Genomic DNA, 16,979 nt, shown 5'->3' on the forward strand with positions numbered 1-16,979 from the left:
GATTTGGCGTGGGCATGGTTCAGATAAAAACTTGTCTGGCTAACGAATTTCATCTGTAGGAGTGAGCCTGCTCGCGATAGCGCTGTTTCAGTCACTGGAGATGTCGCCTGAAACACCGCAATCGCGAGCAGGCTCACTCCTACAATGGATTTACGTAAATCTTTAGAACGAGGACTGGATCTTGATCCCGCCGATCAGGGCGTCGTCGACGTTGTTCACGCCACCGGGGTGGCGGATGTATTGCAGGTTCGGGCGTACGGTCAGCCAGTTCGTGACATGCACGCCGTAATACAGTTCGGCGCTGTATTCGGTGTCTTGCGGCGGCAGGAACGACGGATCGTCGTAGTCGTATACGGCGTTGGCCTGATTCGTCGCTTCGGCGTTTTTGCGGTAGGCCGGGTTGACGTGCACGCGGGCGAGGGCGAAGCCGATGTCATCCTTGGCGCGCGCATCGAACGGGCCTTTGTAGGTGATGCCGGCCTGCACGTAGTTGTCGATCGCGTTGGTTTTCTTGTCGTGCATGGTGCCGTTGGCGAATACGCTCAAGCCGCGCGAGTTATCGCTGGCCATGCTGGTGATTTGCTGCTGCACACCGAGCCACACGCCGTGTTTGCTCGACGCACTGCGATAGGCTTCACCGCTCAGCGCTGCCGGTTGGCCGTGGCTGTCTTTATAGACGTCGCTGGCCTTGGCGTTGCTGTAGTAGTAACCGGCACGGTATTCGCCCGGCAAGCCGTTGAGCTTCGGCGTCCACACCAGTTCGATCGGCAGGATTGCGCCCTGGGTGCCGCTGCCGCTGACTTTGAAGCCGTTGCCGCGATCGAGGTTCGACGGGTTTTGCTCATAGGCGCCGACCTGCGCGTACAACTCAGGGGTCAGGTGATATTTGACGCGCAGCGCCCATTGGCTGACCGGCCAGTTGTACCAGATGCCGCCGACCCAGTTGCCGACCTGCGAGCCGCAGAACGCGAGGTTTTGGAAGTCGCACGGGAAGCTGTTGAAGTCTTCGCCTTCGCCGAAACGACCGACCTTGATGTCGAGTTTCTGATCGAAGAATTTCTGCTGATACCACATCTGCGTCAGGCGTGTGGTCTGGCCACGGCCCCAGACTTCCTGGGCCGAGGTGAAGCCGCCAACGCGTGGATCGTTGATGCGATCGTTGCTGATGTTGTTGCCGCTGCGTTTGGTGATGGTCAGTTGAAACTCGGCGTCGTCCCAGCCAAGGATCTTCTGCAGGTCCAGATGCGTGCCCAGACCGAACTGATCGCTGTAACGCGCGGTGCGGTCATGGTCGTAACCGCCGTGCAGGTTGCTGCCCATTTCGCCGGTGTAATCGAGCTTGAAGTCGTAGCCTTTTTCCGAGAGTTCGGTGCGCGTGCCGTTCCAGTCACCGAGCATGTACGGTGATTCGCTGTCGAACGCGGGCGCCGCTTGGACGCTGGTGGCGAGGCCGAGGGCGGTGCAGCCGCCAAGGGTGCGCAGGGCTGAGATAGCGCTGTCTCGGGAGAAGGAGAAATCGGGCATGGCTAAGTCTTTTTTTGGTGTTTTCGGGGGTGCGAGCTGAGTGCTTCAATAAGTCGCAGGCAGTGAAGCGATTCAGCGGAAGGGCGGCAGGATAATGATCTGTTACAAAAAGACAAAGGCCTTTTATAAACATGCATCCTTTCGGATTTGGTAACAGTGCGAAAAGATCGCAGCCTTCGGCAGCTCCTACGTTGAAATGCATACACCTGTAGGAGCTGCGGAACGCTGCGATCTTTTGACCTTGACCTACATTTGAAGGAAGCCCTTCCACCGAACCACCCCCTCGGCTAAGGTGCGCGGCTTCTGCATTTTCACTTCGCCCAAAGGCCTGGCATGAACGAACAAACCCCCGATCCGCTGCACGGCGTGACCCTTGAACAGATCCTCAACGCACTGGTGAGCCATTACGAATGGTCGGGGCTGGCCGAGCGCATCGATATTCGCTGCTTCAAGAGCGACCCGAGCATCAAGTCGAGCCTGACGTTTCTGCGTAAAACGCCGTGGGCGCGGGAGAAGGTCGAGCGTTTGTACGTGAAGTTGATGCGCACCAAGCGACCGCTCTGAGATGGACGCCGGTTGTTGGCGTCGTCGCCTGATCACCTGCGCAGCCGTACTGGGCTGGGCGGGGTTGGGCATTCAGCTGTACCTGATTTTTTTCGCGCGCTTGAGCATCGGCGCCAGCCTGCTGGGTGGGTTGGTGAGTTTTTTCAGCTACTTCACGATCCTGACCAATACGCTGGTGGCGACGGTGCTGACCTGTGCCGTGACCGAGCGTGAATCCGCCGCGCGCCGCTGGTTTTTGCAGCCGTGGGTGAGTAGCGCGATTGCGGTGAGTATCGTCGTGGTCGGTCTCGCCTACAGTATTTTGCTGCGGCATTTGTGGCACCCGCAAGGTTGGCAATTTATTGCTGACGAGTTGCTGCACGACGTGATGCCGCTGCTGTTTCTTGGCTATTGGTGGGTGTGCGTTCCGAAGGGCACCTTGCGGTTGTGGCATCTGCCGGTGTGGCTGATTTATCCGCTGGTGTATTTCATTTACGCGTTGCTGCGCGGGCATTGGCTCGGCGCCTATGCGTACCCGTTCATTGATGTGGCGCTGTTGGGTTATCCACAGGTACTGGTCAATGCCGGGGGGATTTTGGTGGGGTTTGTGGGGATTGGGTTGTTGGTCATCGGCTTGGATCGCTGGAGATTTGCACGAAGTTAAAGCACCTGTAGGAGCTGCCGCAGGCTGCGATCTTTTGACTTTGCTTTTTCAAAAACAAGATCAAAAGATCGCAGCCTGCGGCAGCTCCTACAAGGGATATCACTCTTCTTCGGATCCTTCAGCGCGCCAGTAACCGACCGCTTTGATCAGTTGCTCATCCAGTCCATGCTCATCGATCAGCACCCGGCGAATCTGCCGTGAAACCTTGGTCTCGGTCGCGACCCACGCATACACATTGCCCTTGGGCACCTGCAATTGTTTCACCGTCGCCAGCAAATTGTCCTTGCTGCCTTCGCGCAGCACCCAGATCACGTTGACCTGCGCCGGGCTTTCCAACACCTGTTGTTCTGCACCGTTTTCCACTTCGATCACCACCAGCGCCTTGCGATTGGCCGCCAGGCCTTCGAGGCGGCGGGCGATGGCGGGCAGGGCGGTTTCGTCACCGATCAGCAGGTAGCTGTCGAAAATGTCCGGGACGATCATCGAGCCACGGGGGCCGCCGATGTGCAGGAATTGTCCTGGTTTGGCTTGCTCAGCCCAAGTCGAAGCAGGGCCGTCGCCGTGCAGGACGAAATCGATATCGAGTTCGAGTGCGTCGAGGTCATAGCGACGCGGGGTGTAGTCGCGCATTTCCGGCTTCGGCCCGTCGTCCTTGCCGGCGCCGAGCACCATCGTTTCGAGTGCGGCAGCCTGTTCGGCGTTCTGCGGGAACAACAGCTTGACGTGATCGTCAGTGCCAAGGCTGATGAACCCGGCCAATTCCGGCCCGCCGAGGGTGATGCGGCGCATGCGCGGGGTCAGGTCGACCACGCGCAACACCTCAAGCTTGCGGCGTTTGATTTCGTGCATCACGCGGTGAATGGTTTGGCTATCGACTGCAGTCATTGGCTTTTCTCCGAAACAGGTTGAACGGCAGGGCCGTCGACGATGGCTTTGGCGGTGTCGTTGAGCAGGTCACGCACGCGCAGGATTTCTGCCGGGCTCCAGCGGCCGTGGTGCATTTGCAGGGCATGACGCAGGTTGTGTACCGCCTCGTGGATTTCCGGCGGACGATCATGGCCGCGCAGTGAACGTTTGCTCACATCGATGCGCATGCGCACGCCGTCGAGGGCAACGGCTTGTTCGCTTAAAGACAAACGCCCGGCCTCGGTGACGCTGTAACGTTTTTTGCCGCCCTCGGCGTCGCCGGTGATCAGCTCGCTCTCTTCGAGAAAGGTCAGGGTCGGGTAGATCACCCCGGGACTCGGGCTGTAGGCGCCGTCGAACATGCCTTCGATCTGGCGGATCAGGTCGTAGCCGTGGCACGGCTGTTCGGCGACCAGCGCCAGCAGCAGCAATTTCAGGTCACCGGGGGCGAACACCCGGGGACCACGGCCGCCGCGCTCGCGTCCGGGGCGCTTTTCGAAGCCGTCACGGCCGTCGCCATGTTCGCGGTGGGGGGAATGATGGTCTCTCATTTCAGTCTTCTCTCGTCGTGTTTAGATACAACTTAAGATATATCTTAAGCCCCGCGCAAGAGGTTTTTTCCCGGAGCGCGGTGCTGGCTGACGAGCGGCAGATCGACTCAAACGCAAGCGATGATTTTTTCGCCGGTTGTCGGAAACGATAACTTGAAAGTTAAAGTCATCACTCTATTTCGCGTAGAGTATATATTCTAAATGGCAATAAGTTGCCGTGCTGGAAGGGCGAAGTTGCTGTATGGTTTTTTAACTAAAACTGTCTGTAGGGTGGAACTTACAGTCACTGTTTCAAATGTCGTTATTTTGTTCTTTTTTCTTGCGGGTCATGGGGTCGATTAACTACGAGGCTGTCGGAAGTTGCCTGCTTACATTCCAGAGACAACAGCCGATGATGCCCCTGCATTGAAAGTTCAAGTTGATCTGACGCAACTCGGGCAGAGATTCGGGCACTCAACTTCTTGAGCTTTTAATGCTCATCCCCCTATCAAGAAAACAGGTACATAACGATGTTCAAGAAACTCGCAATCGCCGCTCCACTGGCTCTTCTGGCACTGGGTTCCACTGGCGCATTCGCCGCTGGTGAAGCGTCGCACTCGATCAGCCTAGTCGCGCATGTGCCGACCAACGGTTTCTATGTTGTGCCGACCGATCCGGATCTGGTCAACAAGGACCAGGACATGAGCTATCAGCCGACCACCGGCAAGATGCGCGACGTCAACGGCTTCTTCGATGTGCGCAACAACAACGGCTCGGTACACGCCAGCCTTGAGAGTCAGCCGAAACTGGTGGCCGGCAACACCACCATCGACTTGCAAGTTTTGCTCAACAACAAGGAACTGACCCTGACCCCGCAAATGGTCGTAGGTGAGTCCGAGTCGGACGTCAACTATCGCGCCCCGCTGAAAATCACCGCCCGAGGCAGCAACTTCCAGCCGGGTGATTACACCGGTTCCGTGGCGATGATTTTTGATGCAGTGCCACCGGTCAACTGATCGCGTGAACACGCATTAAGCGCCCGACCCTACAGCGGCGTTAACCGACGGGGCAGGCACAAGTGTTTGCCCCGTCGGACTTCCATTGTTTGTAATCAGAGTACGAGTTCATGTTCCCGATGACACCCATCGCGGCTGCGCTTGCGCTGTTGTTTTGTGCCAGCGCAGCCGTGGCTTCCAGCAACGCCGGTACGACACCTCGCAGTCTGTTGGCGCAGGCCAAAGGTTTGCCGGCGGATTTCGAGGAGCATTTCTTTGATGTGCCTCTGGCGGTGCGGGTCGAAGTCGACCAACAACCGCTGGGCGAGGCCATGGTGGTGTTGTCCCGCGATGATCGCATCACCCTGCTCGAATTCACCGACACCAGCGAAAACCGCTTCGGCGCCGCCGAACGGGAAAAGTGGGCGAGTTATCTCAAGCCCGGCGTGCCGCTGGGAGCGTGCAGTGGTTCGTGCCCGGATCAGTTTCTGGCGGTGCACTACAATCTGGAAAGCTCGCTGGTATCGATCGTTACCGAAAACGCTGAACGCGACGTGGCCGCCAAGCGCTATTACGAACAACCTGACGGCGGCAGCAGTGGCTTGATGGTGCGTAACCAGCTCAATCTCAATGGCGGTCAGGATCAGGACCTTGGCGGACGCTTCGGCCTTGAGGCCAGCTCAAGCCTGGGCAACTGGAGCCAGACGCTCAACCTGCAAATGGCCCGCCTCGGCGGCCCGGACGACAAGCTTTATCACGCAATCCACGAGTTACACACCCAGCGCGAACTGCAAGGCAGTTTTTTCCGTCTGGGCTATTTCACCCCCAATTCCGAAGGGCTGACCCGCCAGCCGCGCACATTCGGCACCAGCCCCGACACCGCCGTCGGCGTCATGTATGGCAGCTCCGACAGCCTGGCCATCAACAGTCCGATGCCCAGCGTTTATCCGATCTATGTCACCGCCAACCGCCAGGGCTCGGTGGAAATCTGGCGCGATGGGTTGCTGATCAACACGCAATCAGTGCCCGCCGGTTTGCAGACCCTCGACACCCGGCCATTGCCCGGCGGCATCTATGAAGTGGAAGTGCGCCTGATCGAAGACGGCCAGATCACCTCCACCACCCAGGAGTTGGTGTACAAGCCCAACAACTGGCGCAACCTCGACGAACGCTGGCGCTATAACGTCTTCGCCGGTGAAGAAAAGAAACTGCTGAGCAACTGGGACACCCAGTCCAGCGGCAGCCCCACGGCCGGCGCTTCAGTGAACTACTTGTTGCACCCACGGGTGATTCTCGGCCTGGCGGCGCGGCAGATTCGCGAAAAACTGCAGTACGGCACCTCGATCGACTGGACCCTGGCCAATCACATCAGTCTGTACGCCAACGTCTATAAAACCGAGGATTACGGCACCGGTCTCGATCTGCAAAGCCTCTATAACTATGGCTCGGGCAGCGTGGTCGTCAGCCACACCCGCAGCTGGCTCGACACCACTTACACCTACGACACCTTGCCGGACGGCACCCGCGTTCGCCCGCGCAATGTATTTGTCGGCCAGACCAGCAACTCGTCGCTGGCGCTCAACCATCGGCTCACCAGCAAAAGTTCGGTCAATGCGCGGATCGCCCACAGCGAAGGCAACGTCGAAGGCATGGGCGTGGATCTGGGCTGGACCCAGCGCACCGAACTGTTTGGCAGCGATGCCAGTTGGCGCCTGTCGCTGTTCGACCGGCCGGGCAGTTACAGCAGTGGCGATGCGCGCAATCGCGGGGTCGACTTGAGTGTCAACCTGGCACTTGGCGCGCCCGGCCAGCAAATCACCGGCAGCATCGGTTCACGTACGGCCCGCGACGGCGCGCGTGACAACAATGCCTCGCTCGGCTGGCGCAAGGATTTCAAGGATCACGTGCTGCAAAGCGTATCGGTCACCGCACTCACCGACACCTATGGCCTGGGCATGTCGAGCCTGACCAATTTCCGCACCGATGCGGTCAATGGCGATGCGTTTGTCCAGCGTTCGTCCTACAACGGCAATTTCACCGGCGGCCTCAACGTCGACAGCACGCTGGTGGTCGGCGGCCAGCAAATGCTCATGACCAGCCAGAGCGAGGTGCGCGGCGCCGGGCTGATTGTCGACGTTGAGTCGGACATCGAGGACATCGTCCTGCGCGCCGACGATTACAGCGGCGGCGGGGCGGCCTTGAAACCGGGGCGCAATTTCATCCCGATCACCGCCTACCAGAACAGCTCGGTGAGTTTCGACTTCGAAGGCAACAACGTCCCGGCGGCGACCATCGAACCGGCACGCAGTCGTTATCACCTGAACAAGGGCGGCGTGGAATACCGCAAGGTGCGGGTGATGAGAACCCTGACCGTGCTCGGCCGGCTGATCGATGAGCAAGGACGCCCGCTCAAGGGCCATCACGTGATCAACCACGCCAGCCGTGGCGTCACCGAAGTCGATGGCTTCTTCTCGATGGAAATGAATGCCGGCTCGCCGACCCTGGAAGTACGACAGGGCAATCAGTTGCTGTGTCAGTTCCGTCTCGATGCCGGCAGCCATCGCAGTGAAAACAACGTGTTGATGATCGGCGACCTGCGGTGCACGCCGGACACGCTGGCCGATGTGACGACCACAGAACAGAAGGCGGGTTGAAGGGATGAAATTGCTAGCAGGAAGCTTGGGATTGGCGCTGACGCTGGGTGTTGCCACGGCGCAGGCGGCCAGTCATGAAATTCGCGCGATGTTCCAGCCGGACCCTTCGCAGCCGAGCAAGAACGTGTTCGTCAACAAGACCCCGAACAGTGGGTATTGCGCTAATTATCCAGACCAATGTGCGGATAACGCGATGTTCAGCATTCAGTTGCCGGTTCGTTTCAGTTCCACGCGCGCGCTCTATCAAGGTGAGGTCGTGCCGATAAAGGTGCCCGCCAATTGGCGACGATTGACAGTGACCAATGCGGATACGCAGGAAACGGAGAGTGTAGAAGTGCGCATCACCGGTATCGGTTCGAATTTCGTTCTGAGCCACCCCGCCAACGAGTTGGTTGGTGTAAGTGACCTTCTTGAAGGCCATCAGAAACTCTGGACCACCAGCAGTTGGGTCTATGCGCCTGCTCCCTGTCAGTACAGCGGCGTGGGGGCATTCGGCCCTGCCAGTTACCGGTTTTTCTGGAAAACCCCCGTGGAGGCATTCTGTACCAAGAGAAACGCATACCCCATTCCGTCCATTTATTTCGACACGCTCGACTTCGCTTACGAATTGCGTACGCCTAATCCACTGGGCATGTCCTCTGGTCTCTACACCGGTTCCATGGCTTACAGCCTTGGCAATGGCGGCGATTTCGATCTGGGGCCGTTGATGCAACCGGACGACGCCAACCTGACCCTGGACTTCGTACTCGACGTGCAGCACACCCTCAAGGTCGATCTGCCACCGGGTGGCAGCCAGGTGTCACTGGAGCCGGAAGGTGGGTGGTCGCGCTGGATCGACAGCGGGCGCAAGCCGACGCGGATTTTCCGCGATCAGTTGTTCTACTTGTCAGCGTCGTCGCGCTTCAAGGTCAAGATGCTGTGCAACTCCACCGGCGGCACGGCCTGCAAGCTTGGCAGTGCGCAGGGCAATACCACCGAGGTTGAGGTCGGCCTGTCGCTGCCGCCGGGCATTACCGGCGCCGGCGGTGGCAATGTCGCCCGTCTGCCCTTGCGCCACGACGAATGGGAAGGGCCGTTTCAGCCCAGCCTGTACGTGGATCGCAAACCCGGCACGCTGCACTTCAACATGACTCCGTTTGCCATCGACTTTCTCCTGCGCCCCGGCTTGAACGACCGGCTGCGCGGCAACATCACCATTATCTGGGACTCGGAAGCATGACCGTCCGTGTCTGGCCTTCTGCACATTTCAGGGAGTTGAAGACAATGAACCGTGGTTTTCTGCTGAGCCTGCTCAGCGTGTTTTGCCTGACGGCGCAGGCCGGCCCGCAGATCAATGTCGGCACCGTGTACGACTATCTCGATGCCGACAAAAGTACCTACCTCAAACGGGTATTCAACAGCGGCGACGCCACCGCGTTCGTCAAGATCAATGTGCTGGAAATTGTCTACGGCGCTGATGGCGCTCCGCAGGAAATTCCCGTCGAAAATGCCGCCGACGGCGCCTCGCGCAATGGCCTGATGGCCAGCCCCGCACGGCTGATCGTGCCGGCTCAGGGCATGCAGGGCACGCGGTTGTTGTACATGGGCGTGCGTGATCGTGAACGCTATTTCCGTGTGCGTTTCGTACCCGTGGTGCCGGAACAGGAAGACGATTTTGTCGTCAGCAGTGAAGAGCGCGACGACTACAAGAAGTCCCTGACGGCCGGCGTCAACGTGATGACCGGCTTCGGCACGATCTTTTTCGTGCGGCCCAGGGATGCCCGCTTCGCCACGGTCGTCAATGACACTGACAGCCGTTACGAGCTACGCAACGACGGCAACACGGTGATCATCGTCGACGAATTCAAAAGCTGTTCGCTGGCCAAGGAAACCGATTGCGGCGCCACCACCAAGCACCATGTGCTGGCGGGCAAGAGCTTTGCTTTCGATAAAGAGAAAGGTCGCGAATACCGCTTCTTCCTGATCGAAGGCAGCGAGAAGAAAACCATGAAGATCGCCAGTCGCTAGGCCGGTTTTCCAATGACGCATCGGGTAACCCACATGATCAAGCAATCCATCGCCGGCGCATTGCTGGCCGCTACCGCGCTGGTCGGCGCCGGGGCGTGGGCCGCGCGCGAAGAACACACCTTCGAAGTGTCCCTGACCATTCCCAGTCGCCCGTTCTACATCATCCCGGCCGAGCCGGACTGGATCCACCGCCCGCAACGACTGGCGTGGGATTACCCGCGCGCCACCCTCGGCGGTCTCGAGAAAAATTTCGATGTGCGTCATGACAGCAGCGCAATCGAGGCTCGCCTGGGGGCCGAGCCGTTCCTGGAAAATGGCCGCCCCGGCGAAATCATCGAGCTGCAGGTCACCTTCAATGGCGTCGAATTGAGCTCGCACATCATCCCGCGTCAGGTGCTCTCGCAGGAAGAGGCCGCCACCGGTAAACGCGTGGCGTTGAAGATCGAACCGATTGAACCCGCCGGCGGTTATCGCTCAGGGGATTACAACGGCAACGTGGTGTTGCTGTTCAACGCGCGGGCACCGGGGGCGCAATGAAAACAACACAGATCAGGCTCATCAGAGGCAGGACGAATAATGAAAAGGTACATTTGGCTGGCATGGCTGGCAGCGTTCAGCATTTCTGAGGCGCATGGGATCAATCAGGAAATCCGCGCGCTGTTTCAACCGGACCCTTCCAAGCCAAACAAGAATGCCTTCATCAACAAAACGCCGAACAGTGGTTATTGCGCGTCGTATCCGGCGGAATGCAACGGCTATCAGATGTTCAGCATCGAGTTGCCCATTCGTTTCAACTCCACCCGTTATGTGGGGATCTTTGACTGGGCGGCTGTCAAGGCACCGGCCAATTGGCGACGCCTGACGGTGACCAACGAACAGACCCAGGAAACGCACACGCTGGAAGTGCGCATCAGCGGCATGGGTTCCAGGTATGTCCTCAGCGTTCCAGCCAAGCAGTTGGCAGGCGGCAGCAACGCCCTTGAAGGCCATCGGCGGCTATGGACCACAGACACCTGGGTTCATGGAATTCCTGCCCCGTGTCGCTACAGCGGCGTCGGTGAGTATGGCGAGGAGTATTTCCGGTTTTTCTGGAAAACTCCTGAAGAAACTCACTGTGTCAAGGTGCCGGCCTTCCATATTCCGTCGATGTATTTCGACAAACTGGATTTTGCCTACGAGCTGCGAACCCCCGACCCGTTGAACATGTCATCGGGGCGCTATACCGGCTCAATGGCATATAGCCTGGGACCCGGCGCCGATTTCGATATGGGCAAACTGTTCGAACCGGATGACAGCAGCCTGACCCTGGATTTCGTGCTGGATGTGCAGCACACCCTGAAAGTGGATATTCCGCCCGGGGGCAATCACATTGCGCTGCAACCTCAAGGTGGCTGGCAGCGCTGGCTCGACAGTGGACGCAAGCCTGTGCGGCTTTTTCGCGATCAGATCTTCCATATCTCGGCGTCGTCGAAATTCACCATGAAGCTCGAATGCGAGCACTCTCCAGGCTTGGGCTCGGGCTGCGCCATCATGGATCGTGAGTCGGGGGTCGCCGGGCCGGTGGCCGTCAGTGTCAGTCTGCCCAATGGCCTGACCGACAGCGCTGGCCAACCGGTACGGCGCAAACTGTTGGGGCGTGAATCTTCCGGCGCCTTCCAGCCCGGTCATTACATCGACCGCAAGCCGGGCACCTTGCACTTCGAGATCGGCGAGCAGGACACCGACTGGCTGATCAAAAATGCCACGGACAAACCCTATCGCGGCAATATCACGGTGATCTGGGATTCTGAAGCGGGTTAGGCGCGGTGCCACTCGGTCAGCCGATGGCGGGGCTGATCGAGTGGCCAACAGTCGCCGTCAGAGGCCTGCCTTGGCCAGGGCTTCACGGGTCAGTTTTCTGGACAGGTCGTTGCGCTCGTAAGCGATTTTATCGCTCAGTCGTTGATACGTTTTTTCGCTCATGGGGTCGCCGCTGAACACGTCCTTGTGGGATGCGCCCAATTGATCGGCAAGCTTTTCCAGATTCCGCTGCAACTCCTTCAGCGGTGTCTCGGGTGTGGCGTTGGCCCATTGCGCCTGCGCCTTGCGCAAGTCTTCGAGCAACCCTGGTTTCTCCGCGAAAAAAATATCATTGGTTTGATATTCGTCCGGGTGGGTACTCCGTAAATGCTCTTCCCAGAAGTTTTCGTAGTAGAGGTCGATCATCCCGTTGATCATCCCGTCGCCTTGTTCACGCTTGACGATCATCCGGTAGGCAATATCGATTTTGTCCGCATCGACCCCTGCACGAGGCCGGTAAACCATGCCCTCGGACTGCCAGGGCAGGTCCAGTCGCCCGGCCAGTGCTGTTTCGTATGCCAAATGAACTTCCACTTCATCCGGTGCGGGTTTGCGCGGGTCTATGAGGTTTTGCAGTTCCTGGTTTTTGTACTCGACTCGGGCTTCATCGGTGACCCGGTTCAGTCGCGATGCGCTGCGTGCCAGGCGTACGAGGCTGTCCTCCAACTGGCTGGGGGAAGTCGATTCGTTGTGGGCCTTGGATACCAGTACTTTGATACCCAGTGAGTTGAACAGTTGAGCACCGAGATCCTCGCAGTCTTGTGGTGACACAATCTGCTCGAACAGCTTTTCGCGCAGTGCCGAGTCGATCGCGGCGGCGTCGACCATTTCCCAGACCCGCTGGGTCAGGCGTCTGCGGCCCTGATCCGTCTGGTAGTCGGCGCTCTCGCGTTGCTTGCGAATCACGCTGAAAAACCCGCTTGAATCAGGTTCGGCCATCAGGTCATGCCAGGACTCGTTGCGGTACTTGCTGAGCGATCCTGACGGGCTGAAGTCGATGGATTCCCGGGGGAACAACTGCCAGTGACTGATTTCGTTTTCGGCCGCCGGAAAATAGTCCTGCACCAGACTCAAGCCTGTGGATTCACGGTACTTGCCCAATCGCAGCCGATCCTCATTGGATAATCGTGATGTATCCAAACGAGCACGGCTGAGAATAAATGCCTGACTGGAGCCGGAAGTCACTTCGGGCAAGCTGTTGATGGGCGCCTCGCGCATGTCCAGCATAAAGCTTCGTGAGCGTTGTTTGGCGACCTCGCCGATATTGAACAAACCCTCGGGCCAGGTGTTGATCCGGGTCTTGGCCAAGTGCAGTGCAGTCAAGTGATCCATTCGCCCGACATCCGGTGGCAGGCTCAGCGGATTGCCGTTCAGATTCAGCGTCCGCAATTGTTCCAGGGCGCTGAGTTGCTGGCGGGACTCGGCGGTCAATTCGATACGGTTATCAGCCAGATCCAGATCCTTGAGTTGGCGCATCAGCCCAGTGATCGACGGTACTTCTTTTAAACCGCACTGGCGGGCGCTCAATTGGCGAAGGTCAGAGAAGCTGCTGAGCAGTGCGCTCGGGTCTGGCGACAGGCGCGCCCGGTCAAGTTTCAGGGCAGTGATGCGATCAAAGTATTTCTTCATTTTTGGACGCTTGATCAGGTCAATCCACCAGCGTTCGACGTCATACCCCATGAGTTCGGAAGACAGGTCCAGCGTGTAGCCTTGTTCGGGATGGACGCTGCGCGCGCCGAAAATTTCGCTCTCGCGATCAAAGCATCTGGACAGTGCCTGCCTGATGAATAGTCCGCCGTTGTGCATGTAGTCGTATGACGGGTGCGAGGCACCTGTCTCGGGATCATGGGAGGAATAGTCCTCAGTCCAGCGCCTCAGCTCAATACGAAGTTCCTCGCGTTCTGCTTCAAGGCGTTCGATGGCTTCCCCCGGTTCGCCCTTGCGTGTCAACGCTTCGAGGAATGCGGTCACTTCCCTCTGCTCCATTGTTGGATAGAGATCCTTGATCCGCTCCTCCGGCGTTGACCCACGAAGAAACCGTGGCCAGCCACGCACCAGCGTTTCGGTTTCGATACTCGCCACCACTCGAATCGGCGGCTCGGCCAGTACGGCTCGACGCTCGGCAGGTTCGGCCGATTGCTCCATGATCCACAGTTTGAGCGCGCGCCCCTGACCCCGCTGATAGCCAACGCTCGACAGCGTTTCGGCCGGGACGGCCTGCAGAATCGCTTCGTAGAAGTCGCTGGCGGCGTGCAGCGAACGGTTGTTGGCGTCGAGCACTTCGTAGCGGCCATGCTCGTCACGGATCAGCCGCCTGACGCTGGTCGGGTCCTCGGGGCCAGCGCTGCAACGCAATGGCCCGTCATAGCTGCCGTCGCGGACTTCGATACGCAGATCGCCGAAGGTGCCGGTCTGCACGCGCAAGGTGTTGAGCGCGAGCCGTTCGGTGTCGGCGGTCATCGATTCGTCGCGGTAAAAACCGTCGTAGGCGCGCACGGCAGTGGCTTCGAAATTCAGCTCGCGGGCCTGGGTCTTGAGGCGCAATGGCAGGCGGTTTTCATCAGCGATACGCTGCAGCTCAGCGGGTGAGGCCTGCGCCACAAGTTTTTCCGCCAGCGGCAGTGGCAGTTCCGGGAAGGTCCGCCTGACCACGCGCAAATCGACTTTGCCGGATTGTTCGGTGGCCTGGTACATGCGGTCGGCCACGGCACTGCGGCGCTCATCGACAGCGTCCGCGAGGCGACTGCGCAGTGCGCTGACGCGTTCGTTACGGGCGACATCGCTGCCGAGCAACTGCTTGAGATCGTCCTCGGCGAGAAAATCCAGCACGCGCTCCGGCAGTCTGCCGGCGTTGAGGTCAGCGAGGCTGATGCTCAAGGTCGCCGCGGGCGCGGCCTGCGGGTTGCCATACTTGTGCGAATAGCCGGTCAGGCTGGCATCGGCGTAAACCTCCAGCGCTTTGCTGGAAGGCCAGCCCGGCAAGCCGGTCAGCAGCGGTTCCAGCCACACCGCTTGCGGGTCGATCGGCCGGCCTTCACGGATGTCGGTGGTGGCCACACGCACATCGTCGTAAGCGCTGGCGCGTTTGAGCGTGTCGGCCAGCAGCGGTGGCGGCGGGCTGTTTTGCACATGCATCTGGCGCAGCATGTCGTGATCGGTGCCGCTGCTGATGCGGATCTGCTCCAGCTCCGTGGGGGAGAACCGTTCGGCACGGTGGCCCAGTCGGCGCATCAATGTGGCATCCGTCCAGTCTTTTGGGGTTTCCGCTTCATGCAGCCAGGCGCCGTGGCCGTTGTGTTCGATCTTCGGGCGGTAAGCGTTGGTGCGGTTCGGGTGTTTGATGTGGTGGGTTTTGGAGTGCGCGGCGGATGAGGCTTTTTCGACGCTGTACAACTGACCCTCCAGCGACAGGATCTTTTCCTTGCCGTAGTCATGCAAACCCTGCGAGTCGGGTTTCGAATCGGCGGAGAGGGTCAGCTCCTGGCGTGCATAGGGGGCCAGATCCGGATACCACAGACTGGCTTGGCCATCCGGCAGCCTGACCGCTTTCATGTTGTCGACCAGCGTCGACAGCTTGACCTTGAAGACCTCGCCAATCTGCGCGCCCGCTGCGAACGTCGCCAGTTGAATGGCGTCGCTGACCACGCTGATCACGTGCCCGGCGGCTTCCTGCCACAAGCCTTCGGCGAGATCGACCACGCCTTCGATGACATCAGTGGTCAATTGATAGGCGGTGTACGCCATCATCACTTCGCCCAAGCCCGGCACGAACGGTGTGGCGATCAACAGCGCCGCATTGAAAATATCCGAAAAGATCTTCTTGAAATTGTCCCACCACGCCCAGCGCGCCTTGCTGTCGGTGTCGGCGGTGGAGACGGCGATTTCCCGGGCATCGTTGAGAATCTTGTTGAGTTTCTGCTGGTAGGCATGGCGCCAGTAATCGCCTTGCAAGGGCTGGTTCTTGAACTCCAGATTGGGGTTCTCCACGGCCACCTCGTTCCAGGGTGGGCGCTGATCGGTGCCGTCCTCGCGGGGGGTATACCTGACGATGAACAGGCGTTGTCTGAGTTCAGCAAAAAAGTGCCCGCGTTGCTGCTGGTCGACAAACTGGCTGAAGAACTGACGGTAGGTCTGGCCGGTCGAGGCGCAGAGTTTGTCCTCACGCAGCTGTCGTGTCAGTTCATCCCTGAACGCCTTGAGCGAGTCGTATTCCTTGAGCGGGTGATCCGGATCATGCGGGATGTAGACGATCAGGCGGCGCACGCCCCGACTGTCCCGGGTGCCGTGCAATAACAGCAACACACCGGTCAGCCGGGTGCCGAGCAGTTTCAGATCGCTGCAACGGATCGAGTGGCCGTTGAGCAGCAACGGCGATTTGCCCTCGGTCAGGTTGAGCACCATTTTGTAGGCGTCGTAAGGGATCTCGTCCTTGATCAGGGCCAGGTGCGCGGCGACGGCGAGGGCGTCTTTCTGGCTGGTGTTGACCTTGTGCTGCAGAACGCTTTCGGCGACGGGTTCGCCGGGCAGCAGATAGCGTTCCAGATGCCTTTTGTATTGCCCGCCGATGTCCAGATCACGGCACAACGCCTGGAACTCGCTGATGGGCATTTGCTGTTTGATCGCCAGCACATCGAACAGGCCGCGCTCGTCGGGTTTGCTGATGTAGTCCGAACCGTACCCGACCGTTTCACTGCTGGCGAAGTTATGCAGTGCGGCGTCGAGCAACGACACTGTGCGCGTAACGGCGCCCTTGTAAACGTTGATGTTGTACCAGGGTTGTTCGGCGGGAATGTACAGACGCAGGTAAGTGGTTTTGAGGTCAGGCTCGATGCCATGACGTTCTCTGATTTTCGCGTTGAGCAAGGGTTCGGCGAAAGCGTAGAGATCGGTTCTGGCCAGCAGATGATCAACCTGATTCTGCGAGTTCCAGGCCGTGAGGTTGACGGCGGCGAGCTTGTCCAGATACGCGGCGGGAGCCGTGGTAAACCAGGGCTGGATCTCCAGTGGCGTGGCTGCCAGCGCCTGGGCCCGGTTGACGGTGGCGCCCTTGAACGCGTCGTTGACGTTTGCCTTGATGAAGTCGTAATGCTGCCCTTTTTCCGTGATTGCGACGGGCAGGGAAGGGAGTGTCATGGCCAATCATCCTTGATTGTTGAGGAATGATCAGCCTACTCACGGCGGGGCAAAACAAAAGTTCAAAGATCGGGAGGCAAACGGCACTGCGGCGGGCGAACCCGACGAAAATTCGAATCTGAAAAATACATAAGTACCACCCGCTACAGCGAAAAAACGTCACCCTGATGCAGAAAAGCCTGAC

12 protein-coding genes are annotated in these 16,979 nt (G+C 59.1%); 8 read left to right on the top strand and 4 right to left on the bottom strand.

Going from position 1 to position 16,979, the window contains the following annotated elements:
* Positions 1-162 precede the first annotated feature (162 nt).
* Positions 163-1,524 carry a carbohydrate porin gene (locus tag FGA82_RS19925; RefSeq protein ID WP_141128411.1) on the bottom strand — a complete coding sequence of 454 codons (1,362 nt, stop codon included), beginning with the start codon at positions 1,522-1,524 and terminating at the stop codon, positions 163-165.
* 333 nt (positions 1,525-1,857) lie between these two features.
* Here FGA82_RS19925 and FGA82_RS19930 point away from each other — a divergent pair, with 333 nt between their 5' ends.
* Positions 1,858-2,088 (top strand): VF530 family DNA-binding protein, encoded by a 231-nt coding sequence (locus FGA82_RS19930; RefSeq protein ID WP_007916799.1) that lies wholly within the window; start codon positions 1,858-1,860, stop codon positions 2,086-2,088.
* A 1-nt stretch (position 2,089) separates the two neighbouring features.
* Positions 2,090-2,731 (top strand): Pr6Pr family membrane protein, encoded by a 642-nt coding sequence (locus FGA82_RS19935; protein WP_141128412.1) that lies wholly within the window; start codon positions 2,090-2,092, stop codon positions 2,729-2,731.
* Between the two features lie 99 nt (positions 2,732-2,830).
* Here FGA82_RS19935 and FGA82_RS19940 read toward each other — a convergent pair whose 3' ends face one another.
* Both FGA82_RS19940 and FGA82_RS19945 read right to left on the bottom strand, forming a co-directional pair.
* Positions 2,831-3,616 carry a siderophore-interacting protein gene (locus FGA82_RS19940; RefSeq protein ID WP_141128413.1) on the bottom strand — a complete coding sequence of 262 codons (786 nt, stop codon included), beginning with the start codon at positions 3,614-3,616 and terminating at the stop codon, positions 2,831-2,833.
* Positions 3,613-4,188, bottom strand: coding sequence for a PadR family transcriptional regulator (locus FGA82_RS19945; RefSeq protein WP_141128414.1), 576 nt, complete (start codon positions 4,186-4,188; stop codon positions 3,613-3,615). The genes FGA82_RS19940 and FGA82_RS19945 overlap by 4 nt, the downstream gene beginning before the upstream one ends.
* A gap of 509 nt (positions 4,189-4,697) precedes the next feature.
* Here FGA82_RS19945 and FGA82_RS19950 point away from each other — a divergent pair.
* The 6 genes from FGA82_RS19950 (at position 4,698) to FGA82_RS19975 (ending at position 11,623) form a co-directional block, all read left to right on the top strand.
* Positions 4,698-5,183, top strand: a complete 486-nt coding sequence (locus FGA82_RS19950; RefSeq protein WP_141128415.1) for a CS1 type fimbrial major subunit — start codon at positions 4,698-4,700, stop codon at positions 5,181-5,183.
* A 110-nt stretch (positions 5,184-5,293) separates the two neighbouring features.
* Positions 5,294-7,816 carry a TcfC E-set like domain-containing protein gene (locus tag FGA82_RS19955; RefSeq protein WP_141128416.1) on the top strand — a complete coding sequence of 841 codons (2,523 nt, stop codon included), beginning with the start codon at positions 5,294-5,296 and terminating at the stop codon, positions 7,814-7,816.
* Positions 7,817-7,820: 4 nt separating this feature from the next.
* A complete protein-coding gene (locus FGA82_RS19960) occupies positions 7,821-9,035 on the top strand; it encodes a hypothetical protein (protein WP_141128417.1) in 1,215 nt (404 codons plus the stop codon).
* A 44-nt stretch (positions 9,036-9,079) separates the two neighbouring features.
* Positions 9,080-9,823: a molecular chaperone gene (locus FGA82_RS19965; RefSeq protein WP_141128418.1), complete on the top strand. Its 744-nt coding sequence runs from the start codon at positions 9,080-9,082 to the stop codon at positions 9,821-9,823.
* A 33-nt stretch (positions 9,824-9,856) separates the two neighbouring features.
* The gene (locus FGA82_RS19970; RefSeq protein WP_249384266.1) at positions 9,857-10,360 is read left to right on the top strand and encodes a CS1 type fimbrial major subunit; all 504 of its coding nucleotides are present in this window, start codon (positions 9,857-9,859) and stop codon (positions 10,358-10,360) included.
* 39 nt (positions 10,361-10,399) lie between these two features.
* On the top strand, positions 10,400-11,623 hold the full coding sequence (locus FGA82_RS19975; protein ID WP_141128420.1) for a hypothetical protein: 1,224 nt from the start codon (positions 10,400-10,402) through the stop codon (positions 11,621-11,623).
* A 57-nt stretch (positions 11,624-11,680) separates the two neighbouring features.
* Here FGA82_RS19975 and FGA82_RS19980 read toward each other — a convergent pair whose 3' ends face one another.
* The gene (locus FGA82_RS19980; protein ID WP_141128421.1) at positions 11,681-16,795 is read right to left on the bottom strand and encodes a dermonecrotic toxin domain-containing protein; all 5,115 of its coding nucleotides are present in this window, start codon (positions 16,793-16,795) and stop codon (positions 11,681-11,683) included.
* Positions 16,796-16,979 lie beyond the last annotated feature (184 nt).

It is taken from the genome of Pseudomonas fluorescens (genome assembly GCF_005938625.1).
Taxonomy (GTDB): domain Bacteria; phylum Pseudomonadota; class Gammaproteobacteria; order Pseudomonadales; family Pseudomonadaceae; genus Aquipseudomonas; species Aquipseudomonas fluorescens_BD.

Coding starts and splice junctions, on each gene's coding strand:
- FGA82_RS19975 (WP_141128420.1), top strand. CDS start 10,400: ATGAAAAGGTACATTTGGCTGGCATGGCTGGCAGCGTTCAGCATTTCT.
- FGA82_RS19960 (WP_141128417.1), top strand. CDS start 7,821: ATGAAATTGCTAGCAGGAAGCTTGGGATTGGCGCTGACGCTGGGTGTT.
- FGA82_RS19955 (WP_141128416.1), top strand. CDS start 5,294: ATGTTCCCGATGACACCCATCGCGGCTGCGCTTGCGCTGTTGTTTTGT.
- FGA82_RS19980 (WP_141128421.1), bottom strand. CDS start 16,795: ATGACACTCCCTTCCCTGCCCGTCGCAATCACGGAAAAAGGGCAGCAT.
- FGA82_RS19950 (WP_141128415.1), top strand. CDS start 4,698: ATGTTCAAGAAACTCGCAATCGCCGCTCCACTGGCTCTTCTGGCACTG.
- FGA82_RS19940 (WP_141128413.1), bottom strand. CDS start 3,616: ATGACTGCAGTCGATAGCCAAACCATTCACCGCGTGATGCACGAAATC.
- FGA82_RS19970 (WP_249384266.1), top strand. CDS start 9,857: ATGATCAAGCAATCCATCGCCGGCGCATTGCTGGCCGCTACCGCGCTG.
- FGA82_RS19925 (WP_141128411.1), bottom strand. CDS start 1,524: ATGCCCGATTTCTCCTTCTCCCGAGACAGCGCTATCTCAGCCCTGCGC.
- FGA82_RS19945 (WP_141128414.1), bottom strand. CDS start 4,188: ATGAGAGACCATCATTCCCCCCACCGCGAACATGGCGACGGCCGTGAC.
- FGA82_RS19935 (WP_141128412.1), top strand. CDS start 2,090: ATGGACGCCGGTTGTTGGCGTCGTCGCCTGATCACCTGCGCAGCCGTA.
- FGA82_RS19930 (WP_007916799.1), top strand. CDS start 1,858: ATGAACGAACAAACCCCCGATCCGCTGCACGGCGTGACCCTTGAACAG.
- FGA82_RS19965 (WP_141128418.1), top strand. CDS start 9,080: ATGAACCGTGGTTTTCTGCTGAGCCTGCTCAGCGTGTTTTGCCTGACG.